This window comes from Nocardia sp. NPDC055321 (genome assembly GCF_053645575.1).
Genome location: NZ_JBSHMS010000003.1, coordinates 120,912 through 138,638, shown reverse-complemented (window position 1 = coordinate 138,638; position 17,727 = coordinate 120,912). Strand labels below are relative to the sequence as shown.

Sequence of the window (17,727 nt, the reverse complement as noted above, 5' to 3'; positions counted from 1 at the left end):
TGCCGGTGACCGGCACCCATCGAGCCTGACGGACCCCGCACGGCGGCGCTTTCGGAAACCTGCGGTGCCGTGAATTCGATCGACGACAGGGGATGAGTTCGCGAATGGTGCTGGGCCTCAGTAGCTCTCGTCGGCCTCGTCGGCTATCCAGTCACGCAGCCAGGCGGTGGCGGTGGAACCGCTCTCGTCGACCACGTAGCGGGGATAGGACTGGTGCACGCCGGATTCCAGGAAATCCTGTACCTGGCGCATCCATTGTTCACCGGCGGGATTCTCGGCGGGAGCCGACAGAATGGCGTTGCCGCCGGGCAGCAGCGCCTCACCGAGAATGGCGTTCAGGGTGAGCGCGTAATTGGGGAATTGCAGCGGATCGGGAGCCGAGAGCTGGGTCATGAAACCCGCGAAGCGGCCGGCCAGATCGTCATTGGGAACCGAGCAGTACAGGTCGCCCTCGGCGCAGAAGGTGCGCACCTTCGGGGTGAGCCAGCCGAAGCCGCCGACTCGGGCGCCGCCCGCTCCGGCGCCGGGCACCGGGGGACCGACGAGCACGTCGGTGGGGGAGCGGCGGGGGTCGGAGAGCAGGCCGACGGCCACCACCTTCTCGGGCGGGATGACACCGAGGCCGGTGCCGATCTCCGCGGCCAGATCACCGGCGGCATCGGCGCCCTGGCTGTACCCGATCAGTGCGAACTTGGTTGTGGCACAGCGCGCAGCCATTCTGACGATCATGGCGCGGGCATTGGTGACGGCCTCGAGCTTGGAGCGGCCGTACACCTCGCCCTCCCACGGCAGCGCGGTGGCCGCGTAGTTCACGTAGTCGGTGCGCACGGTGCCGGGTAGTCCGCGGGTGACCCCGGCCAGCATGCCCTGGCCGGGGTCGTCTCTGGAGGTTTCCCAGGTGCCGGGGACGGCCACCACGTTGACGTTGGGGCAGTCGGCGGGACTCGCGTAGGCCGGTGTCGCACCGGCCGCGCCGAGTATTCCCGCGGCGGTCGCCAGGACCGTCGCGATGGCGCCGGATGCCGCTTTGAAGGATCGCGTAGTTCGAAAGGACAAGGTCCACACCCCTTGTTTTGTTTCAGAACGTTCGGACGACTTCTCCACACTCACATTGGTGCCGATATGTGCGCCCCCACGCGATGACACCGGGCTTGCGCTCGGTGAGGGGCGACGCGATGGGCCGAAGATATCAAAGGAACCGGATGGTCTGTCGTTGGTTGGCGGAGAAACGCCGTAAACGCCGCTACCAGCGCCTTCGGCTACGGCGAGCCTCGCGAAACCCGCTCCCGGGTGAGTCGCGATCGGACGCTGATCCGGGCCCGCGCCGGGGTCGGCGCGGATCCGGGTGCGGGGTGCGTCAGGCCGCGCCCGCGGTGCGTTCCACGGCGTCGAGCGCGGGCAGGCTCGCCGCGTGCAGGATCTGGTGGATGAGCGGGACGATGAGGGTCATGTCGATGGCGCTCCAGCCCAGCGACATTCGGTTGTGCACGAAGCCGATGGACACCCCCGAGCGCGGATCGGCCCAGCCGGTCGAGCCGAACGCGCCCATGTGGCCGTAGCCGCGCGGGGCGCGCAGCGCGGGCAGGCTGTGGTAGCCCAGGTGCCAGAACGGCACCACCAGGGACCGGTCCAGCTGGTAGGTGCGCACCCGCTCGAGCGCCCGCACCGTGTGCGCGCTCAGGTAGGGCTTGCCGGCCGCGGTGCCGCCCGCGGCCAGCGCGCCGTACATGGTGGCCAGCCCGGTCGACGTGCACACCGCGTTGCCGGCGGGCAGCGCCGTCTCGAGGATGCGGGGCCGATCGCCGCGGAAGATGGCCTCCAGCCCGGGGACGTAGATCGAGGCGATCGGCGCGCGCACGAGATTCGGCAGCCGGAAGGCCAGTGCCGCGGCCGGCCCCGGAATCGTGCGGTCGGCAAGGGTTTTCATCGAGCCGACCAGGTCGGCGGGCCGGGTGGGCGCGGTCGCGGGCGGGCGGCCCAGGTGGATGCCGTCGGTGCCGAGCGGCTCGGCGATCTCGGTGCGGAACAGCTCGGTCATGTCCCGGCCGGTGATCGCGCGGGCCAACCCGGCCATCAGCCAGCCGATGGTGAGGGCGTGATAGATCGGGGTGCCGCGCAGGCGATCGGGCGCGGCGGCGGCGAGCCGTTCCTCCATGAGGCGGTGGTCCAGTACCTCCTCGACGGTGGTCGCGGGCAGCGCGGACAGCCCGGCGCGGTGGCTCAGCAGCTCTTCGACGGTGATGTCCGCCTTACCGTTCGCGGCGAATTCGGGCCAGTACTCCGCCACCGGCGCGGCGTAGTCGAGCAGGCCGCGATCGGCGAGCCGGGCCAGGACGGTGGCCGCGACGCCCTTGGAGGCGGAGTAGATCATGGCCCCGGTGTCGGCGGTCCAGGGCGTGCCGTGCGCGTCGGCCGATCCCGCCCAGATGTTCACGATCGGAACGCCGTGCTGATGCACCGCGAGCGCACCACCATTTCCACTGCGCCCGGCGAAGATTCGCGCGAAGGTTCGCAGTGGGGCGTCGAATCGGGGATCGGCGGCGCCCCGCACTCCGATCGGCAGACAGGCGGCGGTGACTGACTGTGGTGCGTTCATCGACCAACGATAGCGGCGGGGCGGGCTCGGAAACAAGAGCTGTCTGAGACAGAATGAATTCGCCTGTCCGACACAATGTGCCAACGTCGCGATTCGTTGTGAAATCGTTCGCACGAACAGGCGCGTCCCCGAGATCGGATGTAGTATCTTTCGCTATCGAAAGGGGTTGTTGTGCAACTGTTTTGCAACTCCCTTTCGGCAATGCGACCGTAGGGGGTGTGCCGGGGGCGGGTACTCGAGGATTTCATCGAATATGTCGTAGCGCAGGGGGAACAACGTCGGCACGACGTGGAGTCGGCCGCCCCGCGAGGCGCTGCATCCAGATCGTTCACGCGATGTACGCCATCGCTGTCGCCGTCAGCGCGGACGCCGCGACAATCCCGATTCCGCAGCTTGGAATGCCGCTCGCACGAAGGAATCTCCAGTGTTCGACGTAATCCCCGATCATCCGGCCCGGCTGTCCACCACCCCGACCGATCTCTCGCTGCTGCTGCGCCCGCCGCCCCCGGGATCGCCCACCGACCTGGTCCGCCCGAAGATCAACAACGGCATGCTGCTGTGGGCCGATCTGCCCTCGGTGCTGGTGCTGGGCAGCTCCGGCGGCTCGGGCGCCACCACCACCGCGCTCGGCATCGCCACCGCCGCCTCCTACAACTACCGCGAGCATTCGCCGGTCGTGGTGGACGCCACCGCCACCGGCGGCGATCTGGCCTCGCGCGGGTGCGACGCCATCGATCCCGCGGGCACCGTGCAGAGCTGGCTGAACATGAGCCACCGCAGCCTGGCCTCGGCCGTGCTGGACAGCTGCGGCGAGAACACCTCGAGCGTCGGCATCCTGCCCCGCGGTCCGGAGGCGCTGCCGCGCCGGGAGAGCTACGCCTCGGTGCACCGCAGCCTCTGTGACGCCGGCTGCCTGCCGGTGTACGACGCGGGCGCGCCGGTCACCAACCGCATGATCTCGCCGCTGCTCTCGGATTCCCGTATCGCCCTGGTGATCACCCTGGCCGCCCGGCCGGACGCGGTGAACCGGCTGCGCCCCGCCCTGGTCTGGCTCGACGACAACTACGGCGAGTACCACCTCGCCGAGGCCGTCATCGTGGTGACCCGCCAGCACCCCACCGACGGGCCGGGCGTCGCCAAACACATCCGCACCTACCTCGGTAAGTTCGTGCGCTCGGTCGCCGAGATCCCCTACGACGCCCACCTCGCCTCCGGTGGCCCCGTCACCTGGTCCAAGCTCGCGCCGCCGACCCGCACCGCCTACCGGCAGATCGTCAATCTGCTCCGATAGGGCTGCGCGGCACCGGGTTTCGCCGGCCGATCAGGACTGGTAGCGGGTACTGCCGTCCACCGGGCGCGTCGTGCTGACCAGTTTCGCGTAGCAGTGGTCGGCGTCGATGTTCTGCTGCGCGCACCACCCGATCGCGCCGCCGGACGTGGCGAAGGAAACCCCCGCCACGGTGACCCAGTAGTCGTCCTCGCCGTAGGTCGTCCACGAGCCCGATTCCAGCAGGCGCGCGCCGGGATAGCGCCCGCGCAGCTCGCGGTGCTCCCGCAGGATGTCGGCGTGACCCCAGGTCGTGCCCTCGGCGCTCATGCCGTACCGCTTCGAACTCAGTTGCGGCACCCAGCGTTCGGCGAGTTCGCGGCGGACCGCGTCGTCGTCGGCGGCGACCGTGGCGCGGAGTTCGGCCAGTCCGGTGGCTTCGCCGTCCGGGGGAGGGGCCGCGGTGGTGGCGGGGCCCGGCATGGCGTTCACGGTCTCGCCGGTGGTGATGCCGGCCGCGGTGGTGTCCGGCTCGCCGCGCAGTTCCAGGACGACGGCGACCGCGACGGCCGCGATGACCGCCAGGGCCGTGGCCACCGCGACGCGCCACTTGGCCGCGGGGCGGCGGGCAGGCGGCCGCAGGTCTCGATCCGGTTGGCGCTGACCGGGATTCGATGGGTGCTGGTCGGGATTTGACGAGTGCGGGTCGTGAGCGCGTGAGTGCGGGCTGTGGGCCGGTGAGTGTGGGTCCTGGGCGCGTGAGTGCGGGCTGTGGGCCGGTGAGCGTGGGTCCTCGGCGCGTGGGTGCGGGTGCCGGGCGTGTGGGCGCGGGTCGTGGGGCGGCGAGTGTGGGTCGTTGACGCGTGAGCGTGGGTCCTGGGCCGGTGCGTGCGGGGTGTGCGCATGTGAACGTGGATCGTGGGCAGGCAACAGCGGATCGTGGGAACGTGCGCGTGGGTCGTGGGCCGGTGCGTGTTGCCCACGTGAGCGCGGGTTGCGGGCCCGTGCGGCACCCGGCTCGGCGACCGGCCCCGGCTGCCCGCCTCGAATCGCGGTGTCCCCCGGCGCGCTTCCCACCACCCGCGGCAGGACGGCGGTCACCTGCGCGGCCTCGACCGCCGGATCGAGTGCTTCGGCCAGCGCCGAGATCCACTCCTCGGGAACCGGCCGCATCCCCGGCGCGGGGGAGAGCGCCGCCCGGGTGAGCCGCACGATCGCTGCGGGCGTGTACGGCGGCAGCCGGGCGGGGTCGCGGGTGGCGGGGTCCCCGGAGAGCATTCGCAACGCGAGCAGGCCGAGTTTGTAGGCGTCGGAGTACGGCGTGGCCGATTGCTCGCCCGATCCGATCGAGCGCACGTCCCAGCCCGGCGTCTCCGCCTGCGGGCTCACCGACACCGCGCCCGATCGCGCGGTGTCGCACCCGGTGAGATACACCCGGCGCGCGGGCCGCAGCGCGAACAGCAGGTTCCGCGGCGCGAGATCACCGACCGAAACACGATGCCGGTGCAGCAGTTTCAGCGTTTCGGCGACCTCGGCCAGCAGCTCGTACCGGTGCCGGTCGGTGAGCGCGATGCCGCGCGCGGCCACCAGCCCGTCGGCGTCCAGCAGGTACTGGAAGCGGGCCGCGACCGGCGGTGCATGATCGTTCCCGGCGTCGAGGAAGAACACGCGCGGCGCGAGCGGCATCAGGAATCCCGCGATCGCGCCGGAACCGTCCTGCTCGACGACCCCGCACGGCCACGCCGCCCGCGCGAGCAACTCGGCCCGCTCCGCACGCGTCAGCGTGCCGGGAAACGCGGCGAGCTCTGCCAGCGCCGCCCCGTCCACCTCGCCCAGCACCCGCGGTTCGTATTCCAGAAAGGCCAGCGAATTCCCCGGCGGCGCCCCCGCGTCGGGCGCGGCGTACACCACGCCCCGCTCGCCGTAGCTCAGCCGGTACAGCGTCCCCAGCGCCGTCCGCTTCCATCGCCGCAGTGCCATGAGCCAGCCTTCACTCCCCGGAGCGGCCACCTCGGCCGGCGGTCCCGAGTCGCTCCGGTCCCGCACACCCGAGCCGGAGGGAATGCTGTGGCCCTCGTCTCGCATGATCGCAACGAGCATAGCGTTCTCGGGGCCCGAATCCCGGTGCGGTTCAGGACTGATATCGGGTGCTGCCGGGTGATGGTGCGGACATGGGGAAGCCCCGAGGGCTAGCCTGCCTCGGGGCTCCGGTGTCCACCCATTTGCAACGCGCCGACACGGTGGAGAACGGTCTGAGTTTGAGGACGTAGTGCTCTGCGATTGAGCTACGGCCCATTGGTGGCTGAGCCGGCGGGAGTTGAACCCGCAACCTCTACGTTGACAAACCGTTCGTTCGATTCGGCGTTCGGTGGAAAATGCTGAAGCTCGAGCGATAATCTTGAGTTTCAAGGCACCGGCGCCTCTACCGTTGGGCTACCCCGCCGAGTGGATGGCGGGGGGAGGATTCGAACCTCCACTGGACCGTTCTGTGTGCCTGTGACACAGAGCTTCTGTTTCAGCTTGCGCTCTTGCGCGGCACCGACATTAGCCGGTGCCGCGGGCGCTGCCAACCGATTATCGGGCGAACAGGTAGCCGAAGACCTCCGCGCCGGGATGCTGCTGGGTGATCTCGGCGTTGTTGGCCTCCTCGCGGGCGAATTTCACCGCCTGCTGGAGCTTTTCGACCCTTTCGGTCAGTTCGTTCACCCGCTTGGCGGGCAGCGCGCCGGAGAACTTGATGGTGCGCCAGTAGCCGACCACGACATCCTCGTGGTAGACCTCGACCTGCGCCGGATGCTTGTCCGTCGCTTCGGCTTTCACGTGGTTGCGCGGAATCTTCTTGGTGCGCACCGTCTGTACCGGTTCGGTCGCGTAGCAGTCGGCGGAGGCGTCGTACTCCCAGGACTCGGCGGCGTCGAGCACCGGCAGCTTGCGCACGAAGGTGTGCAGGTCGACCAGCTGCTTCTCGAGGAAGAGCAGATAGGTGACCGGGGCGTCGCGCACCAGCGTGCGCCCGTCGACCACCACGTCGGCGGTGGCCGCGCAGTTGGCCCAATCCTTGGTCGCCACCACGTCGAACAGCTTGGTCAGAATCTGCGCCGTGGTCTCGAGCACCGCGTCCGCCTTGACCTGCACCCGTGTCGATTCGGGCGGCAGCTGCTCGCCCTCTTCGTCCTTGGGCCGGTAGGTGCGCGAAATACCGGTCAGCAGCGGATTCTTCGCCAGCTGGTGATGGGCGTCGGTGAGCTCGGAAAAGGTTCGGGACTTGATCCCTTTCTCCACGGCGACAATCTGATTCAAACGTGTCATGCCCGCACTGTAACGATCACCGGCCCGGCCCGACCAGTGGATTTCCACCGGATCGGGCCGGGCACAGGCGGTTTCGGTGTCAGCCGCGCGGCATCACCGGGTGAGCGCCTCTTCCAGCACCGGCCACGACCGATGCAGCGCGTCCTCCCAGTACTTCCACGAATGCGTTCCGGTGGGCCGGAATTCGACCGTCGCGGGAATGGCCAGCGCGGAGAGCTTCTCGGCCAGGCGCACGGTGCACGCGTTGGTGGCCGCCTCGATGGCCCCGCCCAGGATGATCTGGTTCGCCAGGGTGAACGCCTGGCCGCCGACCATGTCGAGGGTGTCCGCGGGCCCGGGCAGTCCGGTCGAGGACGAGATGTAGATCGTCTTGCCGCGCAGGCGTTCGGCGTTGACGAGCGCGTCGTTGGCCAGCCACGCGGGATCGTTGTCCTCGCCCCACATGTTGCGGGGGTCGGCGTCACCCCGCTCGAGCACGAGTCCGACGTACTCGCGGCCGAGCTGATCGGAGGTGGAGGCGCAGCCGCTGTAGGAGGCCACCGCGCGATAGACATCGGGGGCGGCGATCGCCAGGTTCAGCGCGGAGGACGCCGACATCGACACCCCGGCAATGGCGTTCGCGCCGGACGCGCCCAGGGCGGCGTCGAGCACGGGCGGCAGTTCGCTGGTCAGGAACGTCGTCCACTTGTGCCGGCCGAGCGCGGGATCGTCACGCTGCCAGTCGGTGTAGTACGAGAACGAGCCGTCCACGGGGGTGACCACATTGACGTTCTTGCTCGCGAAGTACCGCACGATGTCCGTCTGCCGGTACCAGGTCGCCATGCCGGTGCCACCACCCGCGCCGTTGAGCAGATACAGCGTGGGACGGGGCACGCTGTTGTCCAAGGGGAGCAGTACCTGCAGGGCGATGGTCCGGCCCATGCTGGGGGAGAACACGTGCATGGTCTGCTGCCGCTGGCCCGCGTTGTCGATGCGCACGATCTCGGCCTCGGTGGGATCGGCGGCGGCGACGGCGGGATCGACCGCCGGAACCGCGAAAGCCAGTGCGGCGGTGAGGCAGGAACTCGCGAGCAGTGCCCACAGTCGGTGTTTCATGAACAAAGCGCTCTCTTCGTCGAACTCGCCCGGATGACCGGGCCGGCCGCCGGCGTCCCGCGGGACACCGGCCGCCGGTGGTGATCAGCTGCCGATGTACTTCTTGATCACGTCGGCGATGACGTCGCTGAAGGAGCCGGTCGAGCTGAGCTGTCCGTCGGAGGACCCGAGGCCGTTGTTGCCCAGGCTGCCGACCACGCCCTCACCCGCGTTGGGCGCGCGAGTGGTGAAGCAGGCGGTCAGGTTCGGCATCTCGTTGCTCACGCCGACCGTGCCGGCCACGCCGACGCCACCACTGGTGATCTGCTGACCCTTGGGCAGGTTGCCGGGCACGATGTACGTGATGTCCATGGTCAGCGGGTTGCTGGAGTTGACGAACCAGCCGGTGTTGGTGACCTTCCAGCCGGCCCCGTTGGGGCTGGCGGTGACCTCTTCGGTGCGCTGGCCGCCCACGAGGTGGTACGCGGTGATGGTGGTCTTGACCGGTGAGCCGAAGCCCGACGGCGGGAAGTCCGTGATGGTGTTGACGTACGGATTGCCGATGCTCGTCGTGCCGATGATGATCGTGTAGGTCACCGCCGTTCCGACGCCGACGGTCTCGGCGCTGGCGATCTTCTCGTAGATGTGCTTGATACCGACCGTGCTGATGTCCTGCTTGGTCTGGTAGCTGCGCACCTCGCAGCCCTCGGCGGCCGAGGCGGTGCCCGCGCTGACGCCGACGGTCAAGCCCGCAGAAACCAAAGCGGCCGACGCTGCGATCGCGGCGATCCGATGAGTTCGGAACATTCTTTCTCCTCTTCGTCCCGCAGCTGCCACGGGACACCACAAAGCTGCCGAGTTCTGCGGAAACTCGGGGGTGATTCGGGCCACCCGGGGACCTAGTAAACAGGTGAAACTGGGCGTACGTCCAGGTTTTCGAAAAATTGCTTGCGAGAATTCGGAAACGTACTGCGACAGCGTTATCGGGCAATGCTCGAATAACAATTCCGGTGAATCCCGGTGGGTGAATGCAGGGCTGTGCAAAGCCCTGTGCGAAGGGTCTGACTATAACACGTTTCAGTCGCTGTCCAACCCACTCGCCACCGGACGGGAGCCGGCCGCCCGGTGCGCTCGGCGCCGGAAATGCGGTGGAGCCGTCGCGCCCGGGCGGACGATGATGGCGAGCATGTTCCGCGTCGAAGGTCTCGAACGCGCCGAGTGCGAGCCCACCGGCATCCGCACCCCGCTCGGGGTGGTCGTGCACACGGTCACCCTGGACCGGTACGTGCTGCCCGAATCGCCGTGCGCGGCATGGCGTTTACCCACCGGTGCGCGGCTGTACCGCTGGCGGGACCGAGCCGCCACCGTCGAACTCGTCACCGGATCGGTCGATCGGCAGTCGGTCAGCGGTGCGCTGCCGGTGGCCGCGTGGTCCGCCATCTGGCAGGTGCACGCGCACCGCCGGATCGAGAGTTCGGAGCTGTCAGCCGAATTGATGGACATCCCGCCCGGCACGGAGAGCGGCCCGGACACCGGCGAATGCCTCGAAGCCGTGACGGTGGAGACCGAGGACACGATGGTGTCGATCGGTGGCCCCGACGACGAATCGCTGCGTGCGCTGGCGACTTCGGGCAGGCACCTGCCCGCGCGATGGCGTGACGAGATCGCTGACTTCCGGCACGCCGCACCCGGCGCCTACGCCGTCCGGTACGACGATCCGGCGAAGATCACCTGGCGGCTACCGTCACTGCACACCGAGGAGTCGTTCCGGTTCTGCCTCACCGTGGCCGCCGCCCCGGTCGTCTTCGATCAACCGGCAGCGTGGTTCGCCGTCAACTTCGGCATCGACGCCGCACTCGCACAACTCGGTCCCCACCTCACCTGGACGTGAGCGGGTGTCGTGGCAGGGCCCGCAGGCGGATCACGCACGCGCGGTGCTGTTCTCGGACCCACCGAGCAGGATCGGACGAGCCGCGGCCACCGGCACCGTCGACGATTCGACTACCGAGCCTGCGAAGCCCGGGCCAGATCGACCGTCGCCGAACGCAAGTCGGCGAGTGCGTCGATGGGCGACAGGTACCCGACGCGGGTCACCGCGATCCCGCGCGGCGTCGTGACGCGCAGGTCCAGGCCGTAGCGATCGGCCACCTCGCACACCGCGGCCGTGGCGTCCGGATAACCGCCGCGGGCGCGGGCCATGTCCAGCAGGGCGTCGGCGTGATCGTCGTTCAGGTGCGCGATGGCGCGGCCTGCGCCCGGCGCGACCGGATCGGGCGCGGCGGCACGGTAGTCCGCGGCGGTGGCCGAGTCCATGCGGCCGTAGCCGCCCACCCAGCGCACGCGTTCCACGCGCAGGATCCAGACGGTGAAATCGCTGAAGTCGATGTAGTGCTTGGCCGCCGGGACCGCGGCGAGATGGGCCGCGCGGGCCGCCTCGGCCTCCGCGCCCTCGGGACGCTCGACGACGCCCGCGAGGGTGACCCGGGCCGCGGCGAGCGGATCCGACGGCAGGTCCGGGGTGACCACGGACAGGCTCGCGCGCGGATCGTTTGCGAGATTTCGGCCGTGTTCGGCCAGCCGGGAGACGCACAGGACGGGCTGCCCGTCCAGCAGTCCGTAGGTCACGAACGAGGCCCACGGCGCGCCGTCGGCGGACAGCGAGGCGAGGGTGGCGGCATTGGTGACCTCGGCGATGGTGCGCGCCTCCTCGGCTGCCGAGGGTCGTGCGGAATTCGCGATCGGGGCCAGTGGCTGCGGGGTCGAGGGCGCGTCACCGGGGTCGCCGTGGTCGAGAGGCATGGCTCACAGGCTACGCGGCGCGGGGGCGGACCAGGGACCGTCTCTTCGCCCGCGGGGGCGACCCGGTAGAAAAGACACAGGCGTCAGGGGCTTGCACCTGCGCCGCCGCCGCATTCGGTTGCGGGCGGTCACGCACCTACAGCAGTCGAATGGAGAGAGTCTATGGCGGCCTCTACAGCGCGCGCCCAGATCGGCGTCACCGGTCTCGCGGTCATGGGCAGCAACATCGCCCGCAACTTCGCCCGGCACGGCTACACCGTCGCGCTGCACAATCGCAGTGTCGCCAAGACCGACGCGCTGCTCGCCGAGCACAGTGGCGACGGCGATTTCGTGCGCACCGAGACCATCGAGGAGTTCGTCGCCGCGCTCGAGAAGCCGCGCCGCGTGCTCATCATGGTGAAGGCGGGCGACGCCACCGACGCCGTCATCGAGGAACTGGCCGACGCCATGGAGCCCGGCGACATCATCATCGACGGCGGCAACGCCCTCTACACCGACACCATTCGGCGCGAGGCGGCCATGGCCGCGCGCGGGCTGAACTTCGTCGGCGCGGGCATCTCCGGCGGTGAAGAGGGCGCGCTCAACGGCCCGGCCATCATGCCCGGCGGCCCCAAGGAGTCCTACGAATCCCTGGGCCCGCTGCTGGAATCCATCGCGGCGCAGGTCGACGGCACCCCGTGCTGCACCCACATCGGCCCCGACGGTTCCGGCCACTTCGTCAAGATGGTGCACAACGGCATCGAGTACGCCGACATGCAGCTGATCGGCGAGGCGTACAACCTGTTCCGCGACGCGCTGGGCCTGGACGCCAAGCAGATCGCCGACGTGTTCACCGAGTGGAACAAGGGCGACCTGGAGAGCTACCTGGTCGAGATCACCGCCGAGGTGCTGAACCAGGTCGACGCCAAGACCGGCAAGGCCCTGGTCGACGTGATCGTGGACGCCGCCGAGCAGAAGGGCACCGGCCGCTGGACGGTCAAGTCCGCGCTCGATCTGGGCGTGCCGGTGACCGGTATCGCCGAGGCCGTGTTCGCGCGCGCCCTGTCCGGTTCGCGTGCCCAGCGCAAGGCCGCGGTCGGCCTCGCCTCGGGGCACCTGGCCGACAAGCCCACCGACGTGGCCGAGTTCACCGAGGCCATCCGCCAGGCCCTGTACGCGTCCAAGATCGTCGCCTACGCCCAGGGCTTCGATCAGATCGCCGCCGGTTCCGCCGAGTACGACTGGAACCTCAATCCCGGTGACCTGGCCACGATCTGGCGCGGCGGCTGCATCATCCGTGCCCGGTTCCTGAACCGGATCAAGGACGCCTACGAGCAGAACCCGGAGTTGCCGTCCCTGATCCTGGCCCCGTACTTCCGCGAGGCGATCGAGACCGCGATCGACTCCTGGCGCCGCGTGGTCTCGACCGCGACCCTGCTCGGCATCCCGGTCCCGGCCTTCGCCTCCTCGCTCTCGTACTACGACGCCCTGCGCGCCGAGCGCCTGCCCGCCGCCCTGACCCAGGGCCAGCGCGACTTCTTCGGCGCCCACACCTACGAGCGCGTGGACGCCGACGGCAAGTACCACACCCTCTGGAGCGGCGACCGCTCCGAGATCAGCGCCTAGCGAACAGGTTTCACCCGGAGGGCGGTGCACGCGCGATAAGCGCGCGCACCGCCCTCCGGCGTTCGTGGCGCCGAGCGGTGTTCGAGTTCGTATTCCCGATCGGTGGGAAACTCGTTCGTGCCGAGTCGGATTCGGGTGATCACGGCGCGGGCGACGGCTCGTCCCGGGTGGCGGTGATCGCGGCCAGGGCCGCGCGGATCGCGGCGCACAGCCGGGTGTCGTCGCGCGGGCGGCCGTGGGTGGCGGGGGAGACGTCGAAGCCCAGGAGGCGTTCGTCCGAGGTCAGCGCGGGGGACAACAGGGGGATCGCGGCGTGGGCGGGGGCGCCGATCGCGGTGACCAGGCGCAGGGCCGTACGGGATTCGCGATCGGTGTAACCCGAGGTGAAGGGTTCCAGGGCGCGTAGCGCCTCGGGGAGGGCGGGGGCGGGATCGCGGGTCAGGTGGAACCAGGCGTCGGCCGCGTTGATGCGTTCCCAGCGGTTGTCCGAGGTCAGGCGGGGACGCAGCGCCGGGGCGAAATCGGCTGCCAGGGTTCCCAATTCGGCGAGTCTGCCGTAGTCGACGGCACGGCCGGAGCGCAGGGCGGCGCCGAGGACCTCGCGGGCCAGGGTGGGATCCGAGGTCAGCCGCCAGTGCGCCCACGCGGCCTGTTGTACACCGAGCCAACGGTATTCGCGGACGGGAGCGTCGCCGGTGTAGTGGTGCGGCGGGCGGTCGAGGCCGCGGGCGATGCGTTCGAGGGCGGGTGCGGCCGCGCGCGGCCCGTGCGGGCCCAGCGCGCCGAGCGCGGCCACCGCCGTGCGAGCGCCGGTCGTGCGCAGCTCCCCGACCAGCCGCATGTTCGCCCCGATCCGCGACGGCGCGGCGGCGGGTTTCCAGGACGACAGGGCCGTGAGCAGGCTGTCGTGGGTGAAGGTCCGGGTCATGGTGACGCGCATGGCCCAGTGCAGCGGATCCGGCAGTTCGGCCAGCGGGGCGAGCACCGACTCCACCGGCAGGCTCGCGAATCGCTCCGCGCGCCATTCGGTGGTCAGCCACTCGCGCAACGCCTCGGCCGCGCCGGGATGGCCGAGGCCGCCGAGGGTGCGCAGTGCGGCGGGGAAGGTGCGCTCGCGCTCGAGCGCGGTCACCAGCAGCGGAATGACGGGCGTGTAGTCCGGGGCGGGCTCGCTGTCGACCAGCGCGAGCAGGGCCCCGCTCTCGGTGCCGCCCTCGTACCGGGTGCGGACCAGGTTGCGCGCGAGCCCGATCAGCAGTTCGGGATCGGCCGTACGCCAGGCCATCAGGACGGCCGCGGCCATGTCGGAGCCTGCCCACCGGCCGTTGGGGTCGTCCGATTGCAACGCCGTCACCGCGTTCTCCACCCGCGCGGCCAGCCCCATCGCGAGCCGGTTGGCCGCCCGTTCGTCGATGGCGGCTCGGCGTCGATCCTCCCACCTCATTCCCGAACGCTACCGGCGGCGGCGTGCGGGCCGCACGTGAATCCGGTTCGGCGCGGTCGGCGGCTGGGCCGTGTGCGCGGCCGGCCACGAACCCGGGCACCCCGCTCGCCGCCGCCGATCCGTTCGCCGACCATGCGGGCCCGGGTGGTTGCGCCCGGGTGTCAGGGCGTAGCCGTCATCGCCTCGCGCACCGACGACTCCTCCGGCCCGAGGAGCTTCGGATCCGGCTGCACGGCAATGGAATACATGGCCTTCACGGCAGCGAGCTGATCGCGGAGCCAGCACTTGCGGTACGTGCCGTTGTGTATCTGGGTGTCGTCCCCGACCGCGACGGCGTCGATCCCGACCGAGCGGCACAGGGCGATGGTGCGCGGCACGCTGAAATCCTGGGTGACCGCGATGGCCGAGCGCACCCCGAAGATCCGGTACGCGCGGGCGCACGAGTCGAAGGTGCTGAACCCCGCGTAGTCCAGCGCGATCTTGTTCGCGGGGACGCCGCGATCGAGTAGATACTGCCGCATGTTGTCGGGCTCGTTGTAGGAGTTGTGCCCGTTGTCCCCGGTCAGCAGCAGCGCCCGGACCTTCCCCGATTCCAGCAGCTGCCGCCCCAGATCGAGCCGGGCGGCCAGATACGGCGAGGGCTTGCGGGTGCTGTACATCTCGGCGCCGAAGACGATGGCGACGTCGGCGGCGGGCGCGGTCGCGGCCGAGTACTGGAAATCCCGGGTGGTGAAGCGAATCCACAGCACCGAGCTCAGCAGCACCAGCAGCACCGCCAGCAGCGCGGCCACGAACATCTTGCCGATACGGCGCGGCCGCAGCAGGGCTCGCGCCCGGGTGCGGGTGCCGCGCAGTGTGTCACGGAGCTTCATGGCCCGAGTGTGCCCGATCTTGCTCGGGAAACGGTTGGCGCTCGCTTGTAACCGCGCGGCGGCCGAACCCCTACGGCTGCGGCGCCGGCTGCACGCCGATCATGGGCAGGATCGTGCGCCGCGCGAAGTCCCGCGCCGCCTGTTCGTCGTTCAGCGGAATGAGCCCGTCCGGGGTCAGCACCAGCGACTGCCCCAGCCGCGCGAGGACCTCGGCCACCAGATCCGCGTCGAAGTCCGGCACGTTGCCCGAGGCCTGCAGCCCGCGTAGCTTGTCGGCCAGATACGACCGGCCGACCGCGAGCACCGCGCCGCCGTCCGTGGTCAGCCTGGGCAGGATGGCGTCGGGTTCGGTGCGCAGAAGTCGTTGCAGCAGTTGATTGTTCGCCAGGTTGGTGATGAACGAGACGAAGATCTCCACCATCTGCTCGTCGACCGGAACGCCGTTGTCGGCGACCTCCAGTACCCGCTTGTCGATCTCGGCGACGAACTGCTGCGCCTCGCGCACCCCGACCGCCTCGACCAGCTCGTTCTTGGACTCGAAGCGCCGATACAGCGTGGCGGGGCTGATGCCCGCGCGCCGCGCGATCTCACCCATGCTGGTGCGCTTGATACCGAAATCCAGGAATGCCGAGAGCGCGCTCTCGAGTAACTGTTCACCCTCGGTGCGCGGCTTCTCCAGAATGCGTTGCAGGATGGCTGGCACGGACGGCATCGAGTCTCCAGTCGATCGGTTGGCATCCGCGACATTGCGGTGACGGCGGCGTCATTATCGCATCGGGTCGCGGGTGTACCGGTCTCTGCGCGAACCTACTGTCCAGTTACCGGACGTTGAGCGCGGCCATTTCCCGCTCGATGACGTTGGCGGCGAAATCTATGCCGTTCGATCGCAATTCGTGAACGCGGCGCTGCAGCGCCTCGATGCCCCCCGGCTGTGCCGCTATGTCGGCCACGCTGATCAGCCGTCGGTGCATACTGTTCTGCTCGTACGACACCGTATGAAACCTCCTGCTAGCCCGTGCGCGATCCCGGCGAGGGCCGCGGAGCCCCGGGCCGCCGGGAACGCTTCGACGAATGCTAGCAGCGCGTTATATGGTCGCTTGTTCAGTGTGGGAGTTCTCACATGCCCCCTCGAGTCACACCTCTTGACCGCCCCGGTGCAGGCTCATGTTGTGCAGGTACACAGCGGCATTGAGCTTGATGCGCTCCACCTCGGCCTCGCCCAGTTCGCGCCGCACCTTGCCCGGCACGCCCGCCACCAGGGAGCCCGGCGGAATCTGCGCGCCCTCGGGGATCAGGGCATTGGCGGCGATCAGGCTGCCGGCGCCGATCACCGCGCCGTTGAGCACCGTCGCGCCCATGCCGACCAGCACGTCGTCCCCGACGGTGCAGCCGTGCAGGATCGCGTTGTGGCCCACCGAAACCCCCGCGCCCACGGTCAGCGGGAAGCCGGGATCGGCGTGCAGCACGCAGCCGTCCTGAATATTGGTGCCCGCCCCGACGGTGATGTCCTCCAGATCGCCGCGCAGGACCGCCGAGTACCAGACGCTGACCTCGCCCGCCAGCGTCACCCGCCCGATCACGGTGGCATTCGGCGCGACCCACGCGGTCTCGTCGATCTTCGGCTCGTGCTCGCCCAACTTGATCCTCATGATCGAGAACCTAACAAAGCCCGGGCGCGGGCAACGGGCGGGCGATCGCCGCGCGACCCCGGGGCTACGCGCGCGCCGGGACCTCCGTGCGCCGGAACAGGGTCCGGTGGGTCGCGGGCGCCGTGCCGAGCAGGCGATGGAAGTGGTGCCGCAGATTGACCGCGGTGCCGAGCCCGGCCTCGGCGGCGATCCGCTCGACGGTGTCGTCGGTGGATTCCAGTAGCAGGCGGGCCCGGTCCACCCGCTGGTGCAGCAGCCACTGCTGCGGACTGGACCCGGTGCGCTCGCGGAAACGGCGGGTGAAGGTGCGACGGGACATGAGCGCGGTGCGGGCCCAGGTGTCCAGATCGACGGGGGAGCCGAGATGGGTTCGGGCCCAGACCATCGCGTGCTCGATGGGATCGTCGTCGAGCGCGTCGGGCACCGCGACCGGTATGTACTGGGCCTGTGAACCGCTGCGATGCGGGGCCAGCACCAGGCTGCGCGCGAGTTCGGTGGCGGCGCGACTGCCGTGATCCCCGCGCACGATGTGCAGGCAGCAGTCCAGGGCGGCGGCCACCCCCGCGGAGGTGATGAGGTCGCCGTGATCGGACCACAGGGTGTCGGCGCGGACCCGGACCGCCGGGAACGCGCGGGCCAGTTCGGCGGCGGCGGACCAGTGCGTGGTGACCTCGCGGCCGTCGGCCAGTCCGCTCGCGGCCACCGCCCAGGAACCGAGGCAGAGCCCGACGACGCGCGCGCCACGCTCGTGGGCGGCGTGCAGGGCCTCGCGCAGGGGATCGGAAAGCGGTTGCCGGCGTTGCCAACTCGGGATCACGACGGTGTCGGCGTCCGCGACGGCCTCCAGGCCGTGGTGCGCGATGATGTCGAATCCCGCCGGGGTGGACAGGATTCCGGGGCGCTCGGCGCACACCCGCACGGTGTAGGGCGATTCGGTGGTGGTGCTCAGCCCCGCTCGGCCGAACACCAGGCTCGGCACCGAGAGGTGGAACGGACTGATCCGATCGAACGCGAGGACGGCCACCGAACGCATGCCCCGATTCTAACTGGCCCGATATGAGCGATCAGTGGCTCACGGGCCACTGTCGTGCGGGCGGCCGCGGGCGCAAGCT

16 protein-coding genes are annotated in these 17,727 nt (G+C 69.9%); 3 read left to right on the top strand and 13 right to left on the bottom strand.

Features of this window, described 5'->3' with window-relative positions; genetic code table 11:
- Positions 1-117: 117 nt before the first annotated feature.
- Together ACWIGI_RS05485 and ACWIGI_RS05480 are read right to left on the bottom strand one after the other, a co-directional pair.
- Complete coding sequence (locus tag ACWIGI_RS05485; RefSeq protein WP_454201143.1) at positions 118-1,056, bottom strand: cutinase family protein; 939 nt, start codon at positions 1,054-1,056, stop codon at positions 118-120.
- A gap of 301 nt (positions 1,057-1,357) precedes the next feature.
- A complete protein-coding gene (locus tag ACWIGI_RS05480) occupies positions 1,358-2,596 on the bottom strand; it encodes a serine hydrolase domain-containing protein (RefSeq protein ID WP_454201142.1) in 1,239 nt (412 codons plus the stop codon).
- A 424-nt stretch (positions 2,597-3,020) separates the two neighbouring features.
- Between ACWIGI_RS05480 and ACWIGI_RS05475 the strand changes: the two genes are divergently transcribed.
- A complete protein-coding gene (locus tag ACWIGI_RS05475) occupies positions 3,021-3,887 on the top strand; it encodes a MinD/ParA family ATP-binding protein (RefSeq protein WP_454201141.1) in 867 nt (288 codons plus the stop codon).
- A 30-nt stretch (positions 3,888-3,917) separates the two neighbouring features.
- Here ACWIGI_RS05475 and ACWIGI_RS05470 read toward each other — a convergent pair whose 3' ends face one another.
- From ACWIGI_RS05470 to ACWIGI_RS05455, 4 genes are all read right to left on the bottom strand, one after another.
- Positions 3,918-5,843 carry a hypothetical protein gene (locus ACWIGI_RS05470; protein ID WP_454201140.1) on the bottom strand — a complete coding sequence of 642 codons (1,926 nt, stop codon included), beginning with the start codon at positions 5,841-5,843 and terminating at the stop codon, positions 3,918-3,920.
- Positions 5,844-6,437: 594 nt separating this feature from the next.
- The gene (locus ACWIGI_RS05465; RefSeq protein ID WP_454201139.1) at positions 6,438-7,172 is read right to left on the bottom strand and encodes a DUF7873 family protein; all 735 of its coding nucleotides are present in this window, start codon (positions 7,170-7,172) and stop codon (positions 6,438-6,440) included.
- 93 nt (positions 7,173-7,265) lie between these two features.
- Entirely contained in the window at positions 7,266-8,267 is a 1,002-nt protein-coding gene (locus ACWIGI_RS05460; protein ID WP_454201138.1) for an alpha/beta hydrolase, read from the bottom strand.
- Positions 8,268-8,351: 84 nt separating this feature from the next.
- The gene (locus ACWIGI_RS05455; protein ID WP_454201137.1) at positions 8,352-9,053 is read right to left on the bottom strand and encodes a hypothetical protein; all 702 of its coding nucleotides are present in this window, start codon (positions 9,051-9,053) and stop codon (positions 8,352-8,354) included.
- Positions 9,054-9,432: 379 nt separating this feature from the next.
- On the opposite strand from ACWIGI_RS05455, the gene ACWIGI_RS05450 reads away from it, so the two are divergent.
- Complete coding sequence (locus tag ACWIGI_RS05450) at positions 9,433-10,137, top strand: hypothetical protein (protein ID WP_454201136.1); 705 nt, start codon at positions 9,433-9,435, stop codon at positions 10,135-10,137.
- A gap of 110 nt (positions 10,138-10,247) precedes the next feature.
- Here the strand turns inward: ACWIGI_RS05450 and ACWIGI_RS05445 are convergent, their stop codons facing one another.
- Positions 10,248-11,045: a HugZ family pyridoxamine 5'-phosphate oxidase gene (locus tag ACWIGI_RS05445; protein WP_454201135.1), complete on the bottom strand. Its 798-nt coding sequence runs from the start codon at positions 11,043-11,045 to the stop codon at positions 10,248-10,250.
- A 162-nt stretch (positions 11,046-11,207) separates the two neighbouring features.
- On the opposite strand from ACWIGI_RS05445, the gene gndA reads away from it, so the two are divergent.
- On the top strand, positions 11,208-12,650 hold the full coding sequence (gene gndA / locus ACWIGI_RS05440) for an NADP-dependent phosphogluconate dehydrogenase (RefSeq protein ID WP_454201134.1): 1,443 nt from the start codon (positions 11,208-11,210) through the stop codon (positions 12,648-12,650).
- Positions 12,651-12,789: 139 nt separating this feature from the next.
- Here gndA and ACWIGI_RS05435 read toward each other — a convergent pair whose 3' ends face one another.
- The 6 genes from ACWIGI_RS05435 to ACWIGI_RS05410 all read right to left on the bottom strand — a co-directional run bounded on the left by ACWIGI_RS05435 (position 12,790) and on the right by ACWIGI_RS05410 (position 17,648).
- Positions 12,790-14,094 carry a hypothetical protein gene (locus ACWIGI_RS05435; protein WP_454201133.1) on the bottom strand — a complete coding sequence of 435 codons (1,305 nt, stop codon included), beginning with the start codon at positions 14,092-14,094 and terminating at the stop codon, positions 12,790-12,792.
- A 161-nt stretch (positions 14,095-14,255) separates the two neighbouring features.
- Positions 14,256-14,966: a SanA/YdcF family protein gene (locus tag ACWIGI_RS05430; RefSeq protein WP_454201132.1), complete on the bottom strand. Its 711-nt coding sequence runs from the start codon at positions 14,964-14,966 to the stop codon at positions 14,256-14,258.
- Positions 14,967-15,036: 70 nt separating this feature from the next.
- The gene (locus tag ACWIGI_RS05425; protein ID WP_454201131.1) at positions 15,037-15,678 is read right to left on the bottom strand and encodes a TetR/AcrR family transcriptional regulator; all 642 of its coding nucleotides are present in this window, start codon (positions 15,676-15,678) and stop codon (positions 15,037-15,039) included.
- Positions 15,679-15,784: 106 nt separating this feature from the next.
- Positions 15,785-15,937 (bottom strand): hypothetical protein, encoded by a 153-nt coding sequence (locus tag ACWIGI_RS05420; RefSeq protein ID WP_454201130.1) that lies wholly within the window; start codon positions 15,935-15,937, stop codon positions 15,785-15,787.
- A gap of 162 nt (positions 15,938-16,099) precedes the next feature.
- Complete coding sequence (locus ACWIGI_RS05415; RefSeq protein ID WP_454201129.1) at positions 16,100-16,615, bottom strand: gamma carbonic anhydrase family protein; 516 nt, start codon at positions 16,613-16,615, stop codon at positions 16,100-16,102.
- 64 nt (positions 16,616-16,679) lie between these two features.
- The gene (locus tag ACWIGI_RS05410) at positions 16,680-17,648 is read right to left on the bottom strand and encodes a GlxA family transcriptional regulator (protein WP_454201128.1); all 969 of its coding nucleotides are present in this window, start codon (positions 17,646-17,648) and stop codon (positions 16,680-16,682) included.
- Positions 17,649-17,727 lie beyond the last annotated feature (79 nt).

What these genes read in the sequence shown, in the direction of transcription:
- ACWIGI_RS05480 (WP_454201142.1), bottom strand. Translation starts at nt 2,596, where the DNA reads ATGAACGCACCACAGTCAGTCACCGCCGCCTGTCTGCCGATCGGAGTG.
- ACWIGI_RS05470 (WP_454201140.1), bottom strand. Translation starts at nt 5,843, where the DNA reads ATGGCACTGCGGCGATGGAAGCGGACGGCGCTGGGGACGCTGTACCGG.
- ACWIGI_RS05465 (WP_454201139.1), bottom strand. Translation starts at nt 7,172, where the DNA reads ATGACACGTTTGAATCAGATTGTCGCCGTGGAGAAAGGGATCAAGTCC.
- ACWIGI_RS05460 (WP_454201138.1), bottom strand. Translation starts at nt 8,267, where the DNA reads ATGAAACACCGACTGTGGGCACTGCTCGCGAGTTCCTGCCTCACCGCC.
- ACWIGI_RS05455 (WP_454201137.1), bottom strand. Translation starts at nt 9,053, where the DNA reads ATGTTCCGAACTCATCGGATCGCCGCGATCGCAGCGTCGGCCGCTTTG.
- ACWIGI_RS05450 (WP_454201136.1), top strand. Translation starts at nt 9,433, where the DNA reads ATGTTCCGCGTCGAAGGTCTCGAACGCGCCGAGTGCGAGCCCACCGGC.
- ACWIGI_RS05445 (WP_454201135.1), bottom strand. Translation starts at nt 11,045, where the DNA reads ATGCCTCTCGACCACGGCGACCCCGGTGACGCGCCCTCGACCCCGCAG.
- gndA (WP_454201134.1), top strand. Translation starts at nt 11,208, where the DNA reads ATGGCGGCCTCTACAGCGCGCGCCCAGATCGGCGTCACCGGTCTCGCG.
- ACWIGI_RS05435 (WP_454201133.1), bottom strand. Translation starts at nt 14,094, where the DNA reads ATGAGGTGGGAGGATCGACGCCGAGCCGCCATCGACGAACGGGCGGCC.
- ACWIGI_RS05430 (WP_454201132.1), bottom strand. Translation starts at nt 14,966, where the DNA reads ATGAAGCTCCGTGACACACTGCGCGGCACCCGCACCCGGGCGCGAGCC.
- ACWIGI_RS05425 (WP_454201131.1), bottom strand. Translation starts at nt 15,678, where the DNA reads ATGCCGTCCGTGCCAGCCATCCTGCAACGCATTCTGGAGAAGCCGCGC.
- ACWIGI_RS05420 (WP_454201130.1), bottom strand. Translation starts at nt 15,937, where the DNA reads ATGCACCGACGGCTGATCAGCGTGGCCGACATAGCGGCACAGCCGGGG.
- ACWIGI_RS05415 (WP_454201129.1), bottom strand. Translation starts at nt 16,615, where the DNA reads ATGAGGATCAAGTTGGGCGAGCACGAGCCGAAGATCGACGAGACCGCG.
- ACWIGI_RS05410 (WP_454201128.1), bottom strand. Translation starts at nt 17,648, where the DNA reads ATGCGTTCGGTGGCCGTCCTCGCGTTCGATCGGATCAGTCCGTTCCAC.